General features: G+C 47.1%; 10 protein-coding genes. 6 read left to right on the top strand and 4 right to left on the bottom strand.

Annotated elements, in window-relative coordinates; all coding sequences use genetic code 11:
• Window positions 1-4 precede the first annotated feature (4 nt).
• From H6F51_24845 to H6F51_24820, 6 genes are all read left to right on the top strand, one after another.
• Entirely contained in the window at window positions 5-265 is a 261-nt protein-coding gene (locus H6F51_24845) for a hypothetical protein (GenBank protein ID MBD1825700.1), read from the top strand.
• Between the two features lie 402 nt (window positions 266-667).
• Window positions 668-967, top strand: a complete 300-nt coding sequence (locus H6F51_24840; protein MBD1825699.1) for a helix-turn-helix transcriptional regulator — start codon at window positions 668-670, stop codon at window positions 965-967.
• Window positions 968-999: 32 nt separating this feature from the next.
• Window positions 1000-1176 carry a hypothetical protein gene (locus H6F51_24835; protein MBD1825698.1) on the top strand — a complete coding sequence of 59 codons (177 nt, stop codon included), beginning with the start codon at window positions 1000-1002 and terminating at the stop codon, window positions 1174-1176.
• 8 nt (window positions 1177-1184) lie between these two features.
• The gene (locus H6F51_24830; GenBank protein ID MBD1825697.1) at window positions 1185-5879 is read left to right on the top strand and encodes a PAS domain-containing protein; all 4695 of its coding nucleotides are present in this window, start codon (window positions 1185-1187) and stop codon (window positions 5877-5879) included.
• A 69-nt stretch (window positions 5880-5948) separates the two neighbouring features.
• Window positions 5949-9263 (top strand): PAS domain-containing protein, encoded by a 3315-nt coding sequence (locus H6F51_24825; protein ID MBD1825696.1) that lies wholly within the window; start codon window positions 5949-5951, stop codon window positions 9261-9263.
• Between the two features lie 33 nt (window positions 9264-9296).
• On the top strand, window positions 9297-13184 hold the full coding sequence (locus H6F51_24820) for a PAS domain S-box protein (protein MBD1825695.1): 3888 nt from the start codon (window positions 9297-9299) through the stop codon (window positions 13182-13184).
• A gap of 288 nt (window positions 13185-13472) precedes the next feature.
• Here H6F51_24820 and H6F51_24815 read toward each other — a convergent pair whose 3' ends face one another.
• From H6F51_24815 to H6F51_24800, 4 genes are all read right to left on the bottom strand, one after another.
• Window positions 13473-14081, bottom strand: coding sequence for a hypothetical protein (locus tag H6F51_24815; protein ID MBD1825694.1), 609 nt, complete (start codon window positions 14079-14081; stop codon window positions 13473-13475).
• Window positions 14078-15751: a TniQ family protein gene (locus H6F51_24810; GenBank protein MBD1825693.1), complete on the bottom strand. Its 1674-nt coding sequence runs from the start codon at window positions 15749-15751 to the stop codon at window positions 14078-14080. The genes H6F51_24815 and H6F51_24810 overlap by 4 nt, the downstream gene beginning before the upstream one ends.
• 935 nt (window positions 15752-16686) lie before the next feature.
• Window positions 16687-17646, bottom strand: coding sequence for a hypothetical protein (locus tag H6F51_24805; GenBank protein ID MBD1825692.1), 960 nt, complete (start codon window positions 17644-17646; stop codon window positions 16687-16689).
• 54 nt (window positions 17647-17700) lie between these two features.
• The coding region (locus H6F51_24800; GenBank protein MBD1825691.1) for an IS1 family transposase at window positions 17701-17807 on the bottom strand (107 nt) is incomplete at its 5' end.

Raw genomic sequence — 17807 nt, 5'->3', positions numbered from 1 at the left:
ACTTATGACGATTGGCGGAACATTGCGTTTTTCAAACTACCATATGGGAGAAGTTTTTTTTTACATTCCCCTTAAGATGGATTTAAGAATTAAAGGCGCTTCCTGGCATCAAGGCATCTATAGAACACATTTGGGATCTTTTGCTGTGTTCTCAAGGCTGGTATTCCCTGAATTCTATGTTCCTTGTAGTTTTTGCATCATGATTTTCTTCCTGAATCCATCACTGCTTAAAGCGGCTCTGTTCGAAAGCAGCTTGATCAGATAGCAAAACACAGCAACCGTCTGAATTCTACTTTGAAATCAAGTTATTCCCCAACAACTCTAGTACAGATCAAAGCATAGTAGTTGCTCTTGAATCTGTGCAGCTTGAAGTTGTCTGCTCTCTGAGCAGCCTCCTAACTATTAGGATTGCTCGTGCTTAGCTGACATCCTCCTAATATGCAGAAGCGCAGAAGCATAGTTTGGAAAACTTAAAAGCAATATTAAGTCATCAACCTACAGGTAGGTTAAATCGAAAACACGAATAAAAACAGAAGTTACCCGGATTCCAGTTTAATCAAGCGGTAACCTCTTCTACCTTAAGGTAGAAAACGAGTCCTACTAAATCAGTAGATAATCTGCCTGTAACGTTCGTTATACCCATTTTCCGTTAAACCCGTTTATAGATATGAAAGCCACTGTTCACACGGTTCTGCTACCAAAGACTCCTATGCTGGAGCAGCCTAACGTTAGTCGCTTGATTCGAGAACTGCGACAACTAACCGCGCTAACACAGGAAGAGCTTGGTAGAGTCTTGGGCGTTGCCTACGGCACGATTAATCGATGGGAAAACGGACGAATGCAGCCGTCTACCCTAGCTCTCAAACAAATCTACGCCGTTCTCAACGAGATCAACCAATCTGCAACTGGGGAGATACGTGAACGGAGTCAGCAGCTTTTAGACCATTACTTTGCCCCTGAACTCTAATGATGGTGCAAATTACTTAGCGAATCTCTAAATTGTGTCAGTCGTGGATCGCCTTGACCGCTTATGCGGGAGAAATTGATCAGCAACAAGTCCTACAAGCAGGATTTCAACGGCATATGACCAAGCCAGTTGAGCAAGAAGAACTTGTGAGGGCAGTTAGCACTTTTTACAACTCTGAAGAAACCGCAGCATTAGTAAACCGGGGGTGAGAACAGCGATGAGCAGTTTAGAGGGAACAAGTCTGGCAATGGGTGAGAAAAGCATTTGGGAATGCCTTTCTGATGGCATCGCTGTTCTTGATCAGGAGTGGCGTTTAACCGACCTGAATCGCCAACAAACTGAATGGTTTGGAGTCCGAAAAGAAGATACAGTCGGCAAAATTATTTGGGATATTTGTCCTGAATGGGCAACCCTTGAAGTTCAGCAACAATTTCAGCGATCGAGGACAGAGCAAACACCTGTTCAGCTAGAGTATTTTTGCTCGAAGTGGCAACGCTGGTTTGAGTTGCGAGTTTGCCCGTGTGACACAAATACTACGATTCTGACGATCGACATTACTCAACGAAAGCAAAAAGAAGCCGCCCTGCGAGAGGGTGAATTGCGGTTTCAAGCCTTTATGAACCACAATCCTGCGGCATCCTGGATTGCTGATCAATCAGGACGATTGCTGTACTTAAATCCCACCTACTTCAAACTCTTTTCTTGCCCTGAAGATGCAGTCGGAAAACACATCTCGGAAATCTTTCCGGCGGAAATAGCCGAACAATTCTTACAGAATAATCAGCGCGTATTTGAAACTGGAGCGGTGATTGAGACGATTGAGCGTGCTCCTCGCCTTGACGGAAGTACTGGAGACTATCTGGTATACAAGTTTCCGATCAATCATCAGATTGAAGAAAAACTACTGGGTGGGGTTGCTGTCGATATTTCTGAGCAGAAACGCATTGAAGCTACCCTTCAAGAGCGTGAGCAGCATCTGAAAATTGCCCTTCGCACGGCAAAGCTTGGCTCCTGGCAGCATGACTTGATGACCAATGTCCTCACCTGTTCTGATCAGTGCAAAGCGAACTTTGGGCTACCTGCTGATGCTGAATTTACTCATGAAACCTTATTTGCTGCACTGCACCCAGAGGATCGAGATCGTGTTCAAACCGCAATCCAACGATCGATCGAGGAGCGCACTGATTATGAAGTTGAAGAACGATGTTTCTACCCAGACGGGAGTTTACATTGGCTGATTGCACGAGGCGGTTTGATTTACGATGACAATGGCAATCCAATTCGCCTGGTTGGGGTCACGCTCGATATTACGGAACGCAAGCAGTTTGAAGAATCACTCAAAGCAGCGAATCAACGGGTTTCTAACATTCTTGAGAGCATTACTGATGCGTTCATTGCCTTTGATCAAGAGTGGCGCTATACCTATGTGAATCAAGAAGCTGCACGATTATTAGGAAAACCTCCGGCGGAGCTGTTAGGCAAACGGTGGCAGGAAATTTTCCCAGAGTATGTTCAGCAGGGGACGATTTTCACTCAACAGTTTGAAAAAGCGATGACCGAGCGTGTCACGGTTTATTGTGAAGGGTTTTCTCTAGCAGTGAACCGATGGCTCGAAGCATCCATTTTTCCAGCCGCGTCAGGCATCTCGGTATTCATGCGGGATATCAGCGATCGCAAACAGGAAGAACAGCGCAAAGCCCTTCAATATGCCGTGTCTAAGATTCTGGCTGAAGCAACGACGCTAGTAGAGATGGTTCCTACGATTTTGCAAGCGTTGTGCGAAACGCTCGGTTGGCAAATGGGCGTAATCTGGAGTGACGATCCTTCTGAGTTTCGTGGAGCACATCGCGCCGATGCTGTTCTCCGCCACGTCAATACTTGGTCGGAATCGACGATCAATGCTCGATCGTTTGTTGAAGCGAATCAACGCGCCTCATTTGCACCTGGAATCGGTCTTCCAGGGCGGATTTGGAGAGAGCAACAGCCAGTTTGGATTTCGGATTTAACGCAAGACCAAGATTTTCCCAGAGTGGCAGAAGCACTGGAAGCAGGATTACGCTCTGCATTTGGGTTTCCAATTTTGCTCGGTGATGAATTCTTTGGGGTGATTGAGTGTTTTAGCGATCGTACCCAAGAACCTGATGAAGACTTGCTTCAGTTGATGGCAGCCATCGGGAGACAAATTGGGCAATTTATGGAGCGCAAGCGAACCGAAGCAGCGTTGCACGAAAGCCAAGCATTGTTCCATAGCTTCATGACCCATAGCCCAGTTGCCGCTTACATCAAACACGAATCCGGGCAGTATGTTTATGTCAATGCCTTGATTGAACAATTGTTTGATCGTCCAGCTACTGAACTAATCGGCAATACTGATTTCGACTGGTTTCCGTTAGGCTCGATCAGCCAAATTCGTGCCAATGATGCAGCCGTCTTAGAGAGAAACGAAGCGATTCAGTTTCTCGAAACGGTACCATTTGGCGAGCAAGAACGGCACTTTATGGCATTTAAATTTCCTATTCAGATTGCATCAGGTCAGCGCTATCTAGGAGGGATGTCTGTTGACATTACCGATCGCATTCAAGCCGAAACTTCTCTGCGGCAGCGTGAGGAAGAATTGCGCGTTATTACTAACACTGTTCCTGTGCTGATTTCGTTTGTCGATGCCGAGCAACGTTACCGCTTCAATAGTCAACGCTACGAAGACTGGTTTGGGCGGTCGTCAGATGAGATTCAAGGCAAGCACCTTTGGGAAGTGTTAGGTGAAGGGGCATATGCAGCAATTCGACCCTATGTTGAGCAAGCCCTGTCTGGTCAAACAACGACGTTTGAAAGCCAGGTTTCCTATCAGGACGGTGAAACCCGCTACATCAGTGCTAACTATATTCCTCAATTTGATAAGCAGCAGCGCGTTACGGGATTTGTGGCATTGATTAGTGATATTAGCGATCGCAAAAAATATGAGGAAGCGCTCCGAGCCAGTGCAGAGAGGCTTAGTCTTGCTCTGACCGCCGCCAAGCTGGGAGACTGGAGTTGGAATGCGTCAACCGATCTCGTTACTTTCTCCCAGCAGGCGTGCGAAATCTTCGACCTTCAACCTAGCGCAAATTTAACCTGGACACAGTTGCGACAACGGCTGCACGAAGAAGATCAGGAAAAAGCAAGAATTGCTGTCGAACAGGCAGTCAGCGAACACAATGACTATGACATTGAGTACCGAGTAACTCTTGCTGATGGCACACAGCGATGGATCGCTGCTAAAGGACGTGCTCAATATGATACCTCAGGGCGAGTTCTTGGAATGTTAGGCGTTGTGCAGGATATCACTGAGCGTAAACGGGCAGAACAAGAACGCGAACAACTCTTAGCTCGCGAACAGGCAACGAATCAGACGCTGCAAATGTTTATTGAACACACTCCAGCTGCGGTTGCCATGTTCGATCGACAGATGCACTATATCTCTGCAAGCCGCCGCTGGATGCAAGAATACGCCCCAGACTACACGAATTTGGAAGGGCTTTCTCACTATGAAGTGATGCCTGATATTCCCGATCAATGGCGGCAGGTACATCTACGCTGTCTTGCGGGAGCAACCGAACGGTGTGAAGAAGATTACTACCCCCGTCACGATAACTCTGGCATTTGGTTGCATTGGGAAATTCTGCCTTGGTACGTCCGTGAAAACGAAATTGGTGGCATCATCATTTTTGCTGAAAATATTACAGAGCGAAAACAAGCGGAACAAGAGCGAGAACGATTACTGGCACGCGAAAAAATAGCACGAGAACAAGCGGAAACAGCGAATCGCCTGAAAGATGAATTTCTCGCCGTCTTGTCCCACGAGCTTCGATCGCCCTTGAATCCCATTCTCGGTTGGGCAAAGCTATTGAAAACTGGCAATCTGGATGCAACTAGAACCGTCCAGGCGATTACGACGATCGAGCGCAATGCCAAGCTGCAATCGGAACTCATTGAAGATTTACTGGATGTTTCCCGAATTCTGCAAGGAAAACTGAGTCTGAGCGTGAATCCAATTCCCTTAGCATCGACGATCCGAGCCGCGATCGAGACGGTGCAACTCGCCGCCGAAGCGAAATCGATCACGATCAAGGCGAATCTAGAGACTGAAGTTGGGCACGTTTTGGGCGATTCAACTCGCCTCCAGCAAGTCGTTTGGAATTTGCTGTCCAACGCAGTGAAGTTCACGCCCACAGGCGGTCGAGTCGAGGTGATACTAGCAGCGGCAAACAATCATGCTGAAATTACTGTTCGCGATAACGGTAAAGGTATTCCTGCTCATTTCCTACCCTACGTATTTGATTATTTTCGCCAGGAGGATGGAGCAAGCACCCGGAAATTTGGCGGCTTGGGCTTGGGACTGGCGATCGTGCGTCATCTCGTGGAGTTACATGGCGGTCAAGTCAAAGCAGAAAGCCCCGGCGAAGGACAAGGGGCAACGTTTACCGTGATGCTTCCCCTAATGCCAACATCCCCTTCAACCTCAGAGGAGACCGTACCGATGAGCGATACGGATTTGCAAGGTGTCCAAGTTCTGGTGGTTGATGATGAAGTTGATAACTTGGAACTCGTTCAATTTATCTTAGAAGAGGCAGGAGCAACGGTAATTTCCGTATCTCGGGCAACCGAGGCGCTAGAGAGGGTCCGGCAATCAAACCCACACTTGATTGTTGCCGATATTGGGATGCCTGAAGTAGATGGTTATACTCTGATACAGTGCGTTCGAGAATTGCCCCCTGAACAGGGTGGAGAAATTCCAGCGATTGCACTGACGGCTTATGCCGGTGATGTGAATCAATGGCAAGCCTTAGCGGCTGGGTTTCAGTGGCATCTTTCCAAGCCAGTTAATCCAGAGGCGTTAGTGCAAGCGATCGCTGAGTTAGTGCATCAGACTTGATTAATACAACAAGAATGTTTTTTACACTTTTCTCTTTTATCGCTCACTCTCCTGAAGCTCCCTGTCCCAATGAACAACCCTAGCACTCCTACGAATCCGTATCTTGACGAGATCAACGCACTTCGCCAACGCCTGCGAGATCTGGAGCAGTCTCACAGCCAATGTCAGCAGGAACTTCAGCAACTCCAGCAGCAACTTAGCCAAGAAAGAATAGAGCGAAAGCAAACTGAAGCGGCACTCCGGGGGAGTGAAGAACATTTAAGAGCGGCGAATGAACGCTTTCAACTCGCAGCAAAGGCAGTCAATTGCTTGATTTATGACTGGGATATTGAACGGGATCGAGTTGAACGAACAGATGGGTTAACCCGGATTTTAGGTTATTCGTTGGAAGAAACCGAACCGACGGGAAAATGGTGGCACGATCGCATTCATCCAGATGATTTACTACCCATTCAAGAGCGAGCATCTGTTGCGTTGACGAAAGACGATTACTTTACCTCTGAATATCGAATTCTCAACAAGTCCAATCAGTATGTTTATGTTCTGGATCAGTGTTTAGTCGTAGAGCGAGATGCTGACGGCAACCCCACACGCCTTATTGGTAGCACAACTGACATTAGCGAACGCGTGCGCGTCGAAGACGATCGTAAACGTGCTGAGTTACAACTTCAGGAAAGCCAACGGTTCATTCAGCAGATTGCCGATGCAATACCGGGAACGCTCTATGTTTATGACGTGCTGGAGCAGCGCAATGTCTATGTCAATCGTCAAATTGGGGAACTGCTAGGCTATACACCCGAACAAATTCAGATATTTGGCGATCAGCTCTTTTCCCAACTGATGCATCCTGAAGATTTTGCGAACCTTGGAAGCCAGATCGAACGGCTGAATCGGGTACAAGATGGTGAGGTTGTTGATCATGAGTACCGGATGCGCCATGCGAACGGTGAGTGGCGTTGGCTGTGGAGCCGTAACACGGTTTCGACTCGGTTGCCAGATGGACGAGCCTATCAGGTTGTGGGTACAGTTCACGATATTACCGATCGCAAACAGGTTGAAGACGAATTACGAGAGAGTGAACAGATGTTCCGTGCGGTCGTTGAGAATACACCGGATATTATCGTTCGCTACGATCGTGACCTCCGCTATCTCTACATCAACCCCAGCATTGAGCGGGCATTAGGAATCCTACCAGAACAGTTCATCGGCAAAACAGGCGTTGAACTGGGATTTACAGACGAGCGATCGCAATTCTGGTACGCCACTCTACAGCAGGTCTTTGAAACGGGACAGAGTTCCTCGATTAAATATGAGTTTCCCAATATCAATGGCGAAATGCGGTTGTATCAGGCTCGCTTTGTGCCTGAATTAGTCCAAGGAGCGCAGATCACAACAGTGCTTGCCGTAGCCACTGACGTAACGGACTACAAGCGGGCAGAAGCAGCCCTGCGCCAGAGCGAAGAACGGTTGCGATTGGCAACGGAAGGCGCTCAGATGGGCACGTGGGATGTAGACCTGAATACCGGAAAAGCTATCTGGTCAGAACACCACTTTACGATGATGGGCTATGAGCCTGTTGCAACTGGGGAAGCAAGCGAGGAGATGTGGAGCGATCGCATTCATCCAGATGACCTGGAGCGAGTGATTCAGGCATGGCAGCAGGCACGGCAAGATCGCACGCTCTATGAGGCTGAGTATCGGGTAATTCGAGCAGATAACGGGCAGATCGCTTGGTTAGCTGGGCTAGGAAACTTTACTTACGATCAAGCGGGACGGGCAGTTCGCTCGATCGGAGTTCTTTTTGACATCACGAATCGCAAGCAGGCAGAAGAATCCTTATGCCAGAGCGAAGAACGGCTGCGTTTAGCATTATTAGTGGGTCAATCAGGGATTTGGGATTGGGATATTGCGAATAATCACATCACGTGGTCGGAGCAAATCTATCAGTTTCATGGCTTAGCGCCCGGAACCTTTAGCGGCAAAGTCGAGGATTTTGCTGAACTAATTCATCCTGAGGATCAGGCAAAAGTGTCAGAAGCTATCCAGCAGGCTCTAAAGGATGGGTCAGGCTATGAAATTGAACTTCGGGCTGTCCATCCCACTGGTGAAATTCGCTGGCTCTCGACCAAAGGAGGCGTGATTTTTGACCAACAAGGCAGCCCAGTGCGAATGCTAGGCGCGACGATTGATGTGACAGAGCGCAAAGCTATAGAGGTAGAACGTGAACAACTGCTGAGGCGAGAACAGATTGCCCGTGAGCAGGCAGAAACCGCGAACCGCATTAAAGATGAATTTCTCGCAGTGCTGTCTCATGAATTAAGAACCCCTCTCAATCCGATTTTAGGTTGGACAAGGCTGCTACGCACTCGCCCCTTTGAGCCACAGGCTGCCGATCGCGCTCTAGAAACAATCGAGCGCAATGCCAAACTTCAGGCTCAACTAATTGAAGACTTGCTCGATGTCTCTCGGATTCTGCAAGGCAAACTGGGATTGAATTCTTTTCCTGTGAACTTAGTGACGACGATCGAAGCCGCCCTCGAAACAGTGCGATTATCCGCTGAAGCAAAAGGCATTCAAATTCAGACAATTTTGAACTCGAAGGTTGGGCAAGTTAACGGCGATGCCAATCGTCTACAACAAGTCGTGTGGAATTTGCTCTCGAATGCGATCAAGTTCACACCGTCTGGTGGTCGTATCGAAGTTCGACTCACGCGGGTCGAAGCCTACGCTCAGATTCAGGTTAGCGACAACGGGCAGGGGATTCGCCCAGATTTCTTGCCTCATGTGTTTGAGTATTTTCGTCAGGCGGATAGCAGCACGACTCGACAGTTTGGCGGATTAGGATTAGGACTTGCGATCGTCCGTCATCTCGTTGAACTGCACGGGGGCACGGTTCAAGCAGAAAGTCCAGGGGAAGGGCTAGGCGCAACTTTTACGGTGAGACTCCCGCTGATGTCTACGCAATCCATAGTGAATGAAGAGATTCAACTCTTAGAATCTAACAAGCTTAACGGGCTTCAGATTCTGGTTGTGGATGACGACGTGGACACTCGTGAGTTTGTTGCCTTTGTCCTAGAGCAAGCAGGCGCGAGGGTTATAATAACTGCCTCAGCAACTGAAGCATTGGCAACATTAATGCAGTCTCAAGCCAGTCTCTTACTCAGTGATATTGGAATGCCAGACACCGATGGGTATATGCTGATTCGTCAGATTCGAGCCTTGCCGCCAGAGCAGGGCGGATCTATCCCAGCGATCGCGCTCACTGCTTTTGCTGGAGAAATAAATCAGCAACAGGCTCTCGCTGCCGGGTTTCAAAAGCATCTCTCGAAACCGATTGAACCGGATCATCTCATTTTAGCGATCGCCAGCTTAGTCGTTAGTTAAATAATTTCTTGTATTGAATCGATAGAAGCACTCATGGAACTCAACTCGGCTAATCTAAACGGCGATCTTCCCCAGCCTCTGGCATCATTAGCACAGATGCCACTTCAGATGGCTGAGGCACAATTTGCTGTCGTTGTGGAGAACATGATAGAGGCATTTTTTGTGCTGGACTCAATGGGGTGCTGCACCTATCTCAACCGCAAAGCAGAACAGATATTGGGAGTTGAACGCTCCCACCTGCTCGGTAAAACGGTGTGGGATGTTTTTCGGGTTGATGCCCTTTCTCCACTCCATCAGCACTTCCACCAGCCGATAGTCGAGCAACAGGCTGTTGAATTTGAAGCATTTTATGCGGTGTTGAATCGTTGGCTTGCAGTACGCCTCCTGCCTGCTACAGGAAATGTTTTTGCTTATTTCCAGGACATTACTGAACGCAAGGAAATCGAAGTGACCTTGCGAAAGGAACAGATTGAAAAGGCTTTACGGGAAAGGGAAGCTCAATTAACTAGCATTTTTCAGACGATTCCAGATGGAATTGTCATTCTTGACCAGATGGGACAGATTGTTAGTGCCAATCCCACCGCAGAACAGATTTTAAGACTCACTCGTAGTAACCTGACTGAACGGACGTACAATGACTTGTCTTGGTCAATTACAACGGTAGATGGACAACCCTTTCCCGAAGAAGATTTGCCGTTTGTGCAGGTGATGCAAACCGGGAAGCCGATTTATCAAGTTGAACACGCGATCGCTCATTCCGATGGCACGAAAATTATCTTATCGATCAACGCTTCTCCATTGCTCAATGCAGAAGGAAGCATAACCAATGTAATTGCTGCCATCAGCGACATTACAGAGCGTAAGCAAGCAGATGCGATTCTGCGAGAATCAGAAGAACGCTATCGTTTGGTAATTGAAACAGCAGCCGAAGGAATCGTGTTTCAGCACAGGGACGGTAGGATCACGACCTGCAATGCCAGCGCTGAAAGAATCTTAGGTCTAACTGCCGATCAAATGATGGGGCGTTCCTCTCTTGATCCGCGCTGGTGTGCGATCTATGAAGATGGTTCTCCGTTTCCCGGGGAACTGCATCCAGCGATGATCACGCTGCGAACTGGAGAGCCTCAGTCTAACGTAATCATGGGAATTCGCAAGCCTAATGGCACACTGACCTGGATTTCGATCAATACCCGTCCGCTATTTCAAGCCAATGATGCAACTCCTTATGCAGTGGTTTGTTCCTTTTTCGATATCACCGATCTCAAAGAAGCTGAGGCAGAGCGTCTGATTTCGGAGATTGCTCTACAACAAATGCCTGACGCAATTCTATTAACTGACTTGGAGGGAAAGATTCAACGCTGGCTCGGGAATGCGGAGCAGATTTTTGGCTATACGGCTGCGGAGGCGGTTGGTCAGCCTGTCAGTTTCGTTCACCGCCCCGATGTTAAAGCGGCAATGACCGCTCAAATGATGCAGTCGATTCAAGAAACTGGCGAATTTCATGGTGAAATTCCCTGTTTGCGAAAGGATGGCTCAGAAGTCCCGATCGAAACTACAGCCAAAACGGTGTATGACAAAGCAGGGAATCCTCTGTTTCTCATTGGAATTAATAAGGAAATTACAGAACGCAAGCAAATAGAAATCGAACGAGTTCAATTGTTGCGGCGGCAGATACAGGAGCAAACTGCCCGTTTAGAGGCAGAAGCAGATTTGCGACGATCAACCTTTCTCGCGGAAGCCAGCACACTCCTGGCATCATCGCTAGATTATGAACAAACGCTCCAGAGTGTCGCACGCCTAGCTGTTCCTTGTTTCGCAGATTGGTGTGGTGTTGATTTATTAAATCATGACGGTTCTATTAGCCGCGTTGCAGTTGCTCATGCTGATCCTGATAAGGTTAAGTTTGCATGGGAGGTAGCAAAGCGCTTTCCGAGGCACTTGGAAGATGGGTATGGTATCTCTCAAGTGATGAAAACTGGGCAAAGTGAAATTGCGATTGAGATTACGGATGAGCAACTTGCAGCGAGTGTCCCAATTCCTGACTATTTGAAAATCATACGAGAATTAGGCTTGAAGTCTTGCATTATAACGCCGTTGCAAGCTCGTGGACGAGTGCTTGGCAGCCTTTCCTTTGTTTTTGCCGAATCAAATCGCCAGTACAGTATGGAAGATCTGGATCTAGCTAAAGATTTAGCGCGTCGTGCAGCGATCGCAATTGATAATGCTCGTCTTTACCACATGGCTCAGCAGGCAAAGCAGGACGCACTTTCAGCCGCTGATCGTATTGCCCGTCTACAAGAGGTGACAGCCGCACTTTCAGAATCCCTCACACCTGAACAAGTGATAGAGGTTATCGTCGAACAGAGTATGGCAGTCCTAAAAGCAGCGGCAGCACTGGTAGTTCTAGTGAGTAAGGATAGGACAGAACTTGAGATTGTGAAATCGCTCGGCTATCAAGCAGACTTAGTAAAGTCTTGGCGCAAGTTTTCGATCAACACAGATGTTCCCCTAGCAGAAGCCGTCCGAACCGCGCAGCCAGTTTGGGTAGAAACGTTGTTAGAGCGCATTGCTCGCTATCCCCATCTCGCTGAGATTTACAGTCGGTATGATTTTCAATCCTGGATGGCACTTCCTTTGGTGGTGGAAGGCAAGTCAATCGGTGGAATGTTGCTGAGCTTTAAGGAGTTCAAGCAGTTGAGCCAGGAGGATCGTGAGTTTATTCTTGCCCTCAGTCGTCAGTGTGCCCAAGCCATTTCCCGTGCCCAGTTGTATGAGGCAGAACGCACTTCAAGAACCGAAGCAGAACAAGCAAACCGGGTGAAAGATGAGTTTTTAGCCGTGCTCTCTCACGAACTACGATCGCCCCTTAATCCGATTTTGGGCTGGACAAAAATTCTACGAGCCGGACAGCTAAAACCTGATAAGGTCGATCAAGCATTAGCAACTATTGAACGGAACGCCAAACTGCAGGCACAGCTCATTGAAGACTTGCTAGATATCTCTCGGATGTTACGAGGAAAACTCAGTTTCAACATTGTGCCAGTCAACTTAATCACTGTCATTCACAGCGCGATCGAAACCGTACAACTTGCGGCTTCTGCCAAATCGATTCAGATTCAAACTCGGTTGCAAGAATACCCGAAATCTATATTGGGAGATGCTAATCGATTGCAACAAGTTCTGTGGAATCTACTCTCAAATGCAATCAAATTCACACCGAATGAAGGACAAGTCATCATTGGGATGGAGGAGTTCGACCAGCACGTTCACATTCAGGTGATTGACACAGGCAGAGGCATCCATTCAGACTTTCTACCCCATGTGTTTGAATACTTCCGCCAAGCGGATAGCAGCACGACTCGTCAGTTTGGGGGATTGGGATTAGGACTTGCGATCGCGCGTCAAATTGTGGAACTGCATGGTGGAACAATTCAGGCAGACAGTCCAGGAGAAGGATTGGGAGCAACATTCACCGTTCGCTTACCCATTGCCACTGTTGCAACAGAAAGCTCTACAACCAGAGAATCGCGAATTCAAATTGAGGATTTAACCGGGCTGCACATTCTCGTTGTGGACGATGAAGCTGACATGCGCGATTTGGCAGAATTCATCCTAGAGCAGCATGGTGCTCAGGTAACAGTTGCCAGTTCCGCAGCAGACGCATTGTTAACGCTGGCTCACTCTGTTCCTGATGTTTTACTCTCGGATATTGGGATGCCGGAAATGGATGGCTATGCACTGATGCGACAGATTCGAGAACGATCTCCCGAAGCAGGAGGAGGGATACCAGCAATCGCTCTGACTGCCTATGCTGGAGAGTACGATCGTCAGCAGGCACTTTCTTCTGGATTTCAGCGGCATATTTCTAAACCTGTAGATCCGGAGAAATTAGTGAAAGCGATCGTTGAGATAGTTAACTAGAGTTCGATAATCGCTAGCGATTATCTTAAATGATCGATGCGCCTTCATTAGAGACTCGGATTACTTAATACTTGTAAATTCTGACACTGCTCAATTTAGGATGCCTTACTTCTATCTGCATAAATGGTAGAGATACAGTCTTGCGTTGAAGCAATATATCCTGCACCAGGAATCTCTCTGTGTAAATTAATTCATCGATAAACTCGACCGATCTATAACGTACACCCTGAACAACTAGGGCTGAGCACTCTGGAAATTCCATTTTGAGTGGAATTTCAACTCCCCAACTCAAAAAGTGATATTTGCGCGATCTAGAATCCGATTGCGATAAACACTATCCCAAATTCTTCTAAATAAAGTGTCATAAAGAAGTTCTGCAATCGTTTTAACAAATGGTTTTGTACGTGAGGAATGAGGAACCTCATCTGAGAAGTTGAGATAAAGTGTATCCTTTTCAACTTCCCACCCCGTCATGATTCGTTCTGGATAATTTGGTTCCAGTATTCCAAAAGCTAAGTGTCTACTGGGTGTCAAGCTCCGGATCAGAACAAGCACTGGAATCACCAAAACTAGCTGGTCAACTCGTAACTCGATACAAAATTCGGATAAATTCTTAGCCCCTTGAATCAAATTATGATTAGTATCCAAAGCCTCTTGAGCACTCAGTAGTATCGTCTTTGGTGCTTCAGCAAGTTTAATTTTCCGACGCTCGATCCTAAATTGTGTAAGATCTTGAAGCCATGTGTTAATTCGTCCATCTCGATAGATCCAGCCTTGGCGAGTTCGCCAAAACTCCCTCCACGGAAAGTCTATTTCCTGACACTCTCCTGATAAGCGACGAAAAATAGCAGTGGCTATCCATGAGCGATTGACTGGATCAAGACGAGGCGACCTCATCCACCAGAACGCAACTTTTTCTCCTGATTGAAACGTCCAGTCCTTAAATGTCCCCATGCTGACGCTTGCTTTTGATACAGGTTCTCTACTACTGCTGTCAGAGCATCCTGAACCGCTGGCAGGGCTTCGACATCCGGTCTCAAACCGGCTCGACGACCCACTTGCCATCTTTGTAGGCAGATTTGCTCTTTCTCATAGCATTCCCGAACCCATTCAATTCGTCTCAAAGCAAATGCCTCTCTCGTCTCAGTTTTTTGATTTAGAATCTGTGCAGTTAAAGGGAGTTTATGCAAATGTTTCTGGATTACGGCAAGCTGTCCTAGCTCACGTGCAATTGCTGCGATTGTAATCCGCTTGGGCTTTCCTAGTTTTTCTTGCAGATGACGAACTGCCACTTCAACGGCTTCAGCCAGTTCAGCATCTCGATTTTCCCAATCGACCCGGATAACTGGAATAGTTTTTTGCAGACGTGGAGGCAGATGAGCTTCTAGCCACTCCGAATCATTCCGTTGCAGCCACGTGTAAACTCGCCGAAACTGCTTCCTGAGCGCAGAACGTCCTGCATCAGGATGTTCTGTTCTTATGATTAACCATTCTGTTCGGTAGCTTTTGAAAGGCAACTTCGGAGAGACTGTTTCCCTAGTTTGAGCGTCAGACAACCTTCTTTTCATTCGATTGCTTTGTCGTTTCGCCTGACGGGGAAACTTCAGCTCTAGCGCTGCTGCATGAAGTTTAACTGTAGCGGCATCTACTCCCAGTTGACGAGCAATCCCGCGTAAACTAATTGACGAATCCTGCCACAACGCCTTTAATACTTGCTCCCAAATCGGGCCAAATGCTCGAATTTTACTAATTCGGAATTGATCTTCCTCGGATTTGTCTGGTCCAGTGCGAGCATAGGTAAATCCACAGGAGCATCTGAACGTACCTATTGGTTTACCATTCTCTCGGCTATATGTAATTTCACATCTATAAATCACATTTTGCTGAAAGTGGTCAGCCACCCTATTTAAACACATCCAGGGTCCTTCACCGAAAGGCTTGAACTGATGGGGAAGCTGGAAAAAAGACTCAGCCGTATGCCCAAGAAATTGCATGAGCAACAGGTGACGTAGGGGGTGCTGAGAGCCCTTCGGCGATCGTACTAGCCGAAATAGCCAGCTATGCTGACTTTCAGAATCAATTCCGCACTGAAGGCTTTGTAGAAGATTATTTGGATAGAACTGACGAAAATCCCTGAGTACTTCGCTCACTCGTACTCTACCGCTATAGGTAGCAAGACCCTGCTCCGTAAGAAGCTGACGATACCGTTTCAATAGAATATCTAGTCCAGGTGGGGAGGCTGTCTGTTGTAACAGCCAAGTGGCATCCTGAGCTATCTTCAGTAGGATTCTATGGTGAGAGTTCAACAGGCTGAAAGAGCGTGACTGAGGCAGTTGAATTCTCTGCTCTGCTGAAACAAACTCATGACGAATTTGAGGATTCTGAACCCGAACTTCGCTATCGAGCAGACGAACGTTGTGGTCAGGGCAAACCTCGACTCCCGGTAGTTGGTGAAGACGATGCCAGTAGCACTCTCCAAAGTTCTGTGTATCTTCCTGTACACAAAGGGGACAAAACCTGAGCCACTCTGGAGGTTGAACCGTACTTGCCATGATGCCAGACCGCATTTTAATTGCAGGTCCTCGTGCCCCTCCCATATCAGCCCAAAGTTGTTGAGCCTGTTCGGGATGCAGGAAAGGCGCGAAGAATGGAAGGAGCGTATGGTTATTGATTAGACGTTCAACCGTATATTGGCTACCAGGTGGTAATGCCGAGGCAAGACGACCAAGATTACTGGGTAGATCAACAACCGCGATCGCCGCCTCATCTCCAAATAGCTCTCGTACAATCCCCTTCTTATTGGTGTCGAGTAATAAAGCAGTTGGACAATTTCATCGCCTGTAATGTCGATCTCTTCGTTCAGATTTTGAATACTGCAAAAAAATAGTTGGACAATTTGCTCCATTTTCGACGATTGTCCAACCCACTTTTGTAATAAAACGGTTGAACAATTTTTGAAAGCCTTGCCCAAAGCTACTTCTAAACACTGCATTTCCTGAAAGAGTCAATTCAATTTCAGAGCGCGATCGCACTTCTTGCACCAGTTCATCAACAGACTTGGTAGGAGATGAATCAGGTTGAACAGTGGATTGCAGTTTTCGAAAGATGTGGTGAAAGATCGCTTGAATTGCCTCATCAGTCAGTTCTGGAAAGTAGAGGTTGTCACCAATCCGGACATTCTGACCCTGCCTAATATTGATGTTGTACTTTCCCAAGTGTTGGTTTGATAGCTCATTCGCAGCCAGGGCACATCGCAGAGCACTAATCTCTGCTTGATCAGCTTCTCCTACGGCAATTTTGGCAATAATGGCATCGAACTCTTCAAGAGACAGGCTCAGAAAAACTTAAACCTCTACAAAGTTTGCCTGTATCCTATCTCGAATTTTAGATGCCTGAAGAAGAGGTGCGATTGTAGAAAGTCTGATCCTGGTATACGAGTAGGGTGGAGGCCATAATTTTTACCTTTAGTTAAGCAAACTCAAACCAAAGCTGACAGGTGTTTTTAGTTTGAGTGCTGATAAAACATTTCTTCTCCTTGAATATTCCAAAGCTTAATTGAACCATCTTCACTAGCAGAGCAAATGTATTGGCCATCAGGGCTAAAGATAATACTACTAATTCCTGCTTGATGGCCCCGCAGAATGTTTAATAACTTACCTTGATAGGTCCACAACCGAACAGTTTTATCTCGACTAGCTGTTACGATCGTACGTCCATCTGGACTGAATGCAACTCCAGTAACTTCTGCTTCGTGACCCTTAAGAGCTAGTACCTGTCTTCCTTGTTGATTCCACAAGCGTGCCGATCCATCTGTTCCTGCAGTTGCAACAAGCTTTGCATCAGGGCTGAACGCCATACTAATGATTTTCCCCTCGGCGCTTCGTAACTCGGTGATCAAATTTCCTTGTTGATCCCATAAACGAGCCGTTCCATCTATGCCTACACTCGAAATAAGTTTTCCTTCAGGACTATAGGCAATCTTCGTGACTTGAAGCTTTTGAATTGCTTCTATCTCCTTTTTAATTTGTAACAACTGCTGTTCTGCGTCAGCTACTTTCTCTTTTGCGATTGTTACCTGCATCTCTGCAATTGTTACCTGCTTTACTGCCTTAGCCTGTGCCTGTCGTGTTTGAGTTTGAGCAACCTTCTCTCTCTCTTGAGCAAGAAGAAGGGTTTGTTGAATCGCTTGTTGTTCTATCTTGGCACCCTCCAATTTAGTTAAGGCTACCTGAACTTCTGCCCTAGCTTCCTTCAGTTGTTCCTCAGCTAATCTCTGTTCAAGTTCAGCAGACTGCTTCCTTTGCCGAGCTTCTTGAAACGCTCTTAAGGCTTCTTCTTGTTCTTTCCTAAGAGCAACTGTTTGTGCTTTGACTTCTTCTGCGACAACCGTATTAATTTTCTGCTCTTTTGTCCTTGCTAAAGTAAAAAGACTTATTGATACACCCAGAACTATAATTCCCAAGAGTATGCTGATTAATAAACTAAAATAACGGGCATTGCTGAATGAGAGGATGAATTAGACTGGAATGGGCACATCTCGAAATTTGAGGTAGTGCAGTAACAAGCGAATCGAATGACTGAGCATCTCCACTGACTTCGAGTAGCACAAGGTCTTACGATGCA

The sequence above is a fragment of the Cyanobacteria bacterium FACHB-DQ100 genome (assembly GCA_014695195.1).
GTDB lineage: Bacteria > Cyanobacteriota > Cyanobacteriia > Leptolyngbyales > Leptolyngbyaceae > Leptolyngbya.
This window is presented reverse-complemented; position numbering and strand designations above follow the sequence as displayed.

Excerpts from the sequence above, each read along its gene's own strand:
- H6F51_24830 (MBD1825697.1), top strand. The coding sequence starts at position 1,185 with ATGAGCAGTTTAGAGGGAACAAGTCTGGCAATGGGTGAGAAAAGCATT.
- H6F51_24840 (MBD1825699.1), top strand. The coding sequence starts at position 668 with ATGAAAGCCACTGTTCACACGGTTCTGCTACCAAAGACTCCTATGCTG.
- H6F51_24845 (MBD1825700.1), top strand. The coding sequence starts at position 5 with ATGACGATTGGCGGAACATTGCGTTTTTCAAACTACCATATGGGAGAA.
- H6F51_24810 (MBD1825693.1), bottom strand. The coding sequence starts at position 15,751 with ATGCGGTCTGGCATCATGGCAAGTACGGTTCAACCTCCAGAGTGGCTC.
- H6F51_24815 (MBD1825694.1), bottom strand. The coding sequence starts at position 14,081 with ATGAGGTCGCCTCGTCTTGATCCAGTCAATCGCTCATGGATAGCCACT.
- H6F51_24820 (MBD1825695.1), top strand. The coding sequence starts at position 9,297 with ATGGAACTCAACTCGGCTAATCTAAACGGCGATCTTCCCCAGCCTCTG.
- H6F51_24825 (MBD1825696.1), top strand. The coding sequence starts at position 5,949 with ATGAACAACCCTAGCACTCCTACGAATCCGTATCTTGACGAGATCAAC.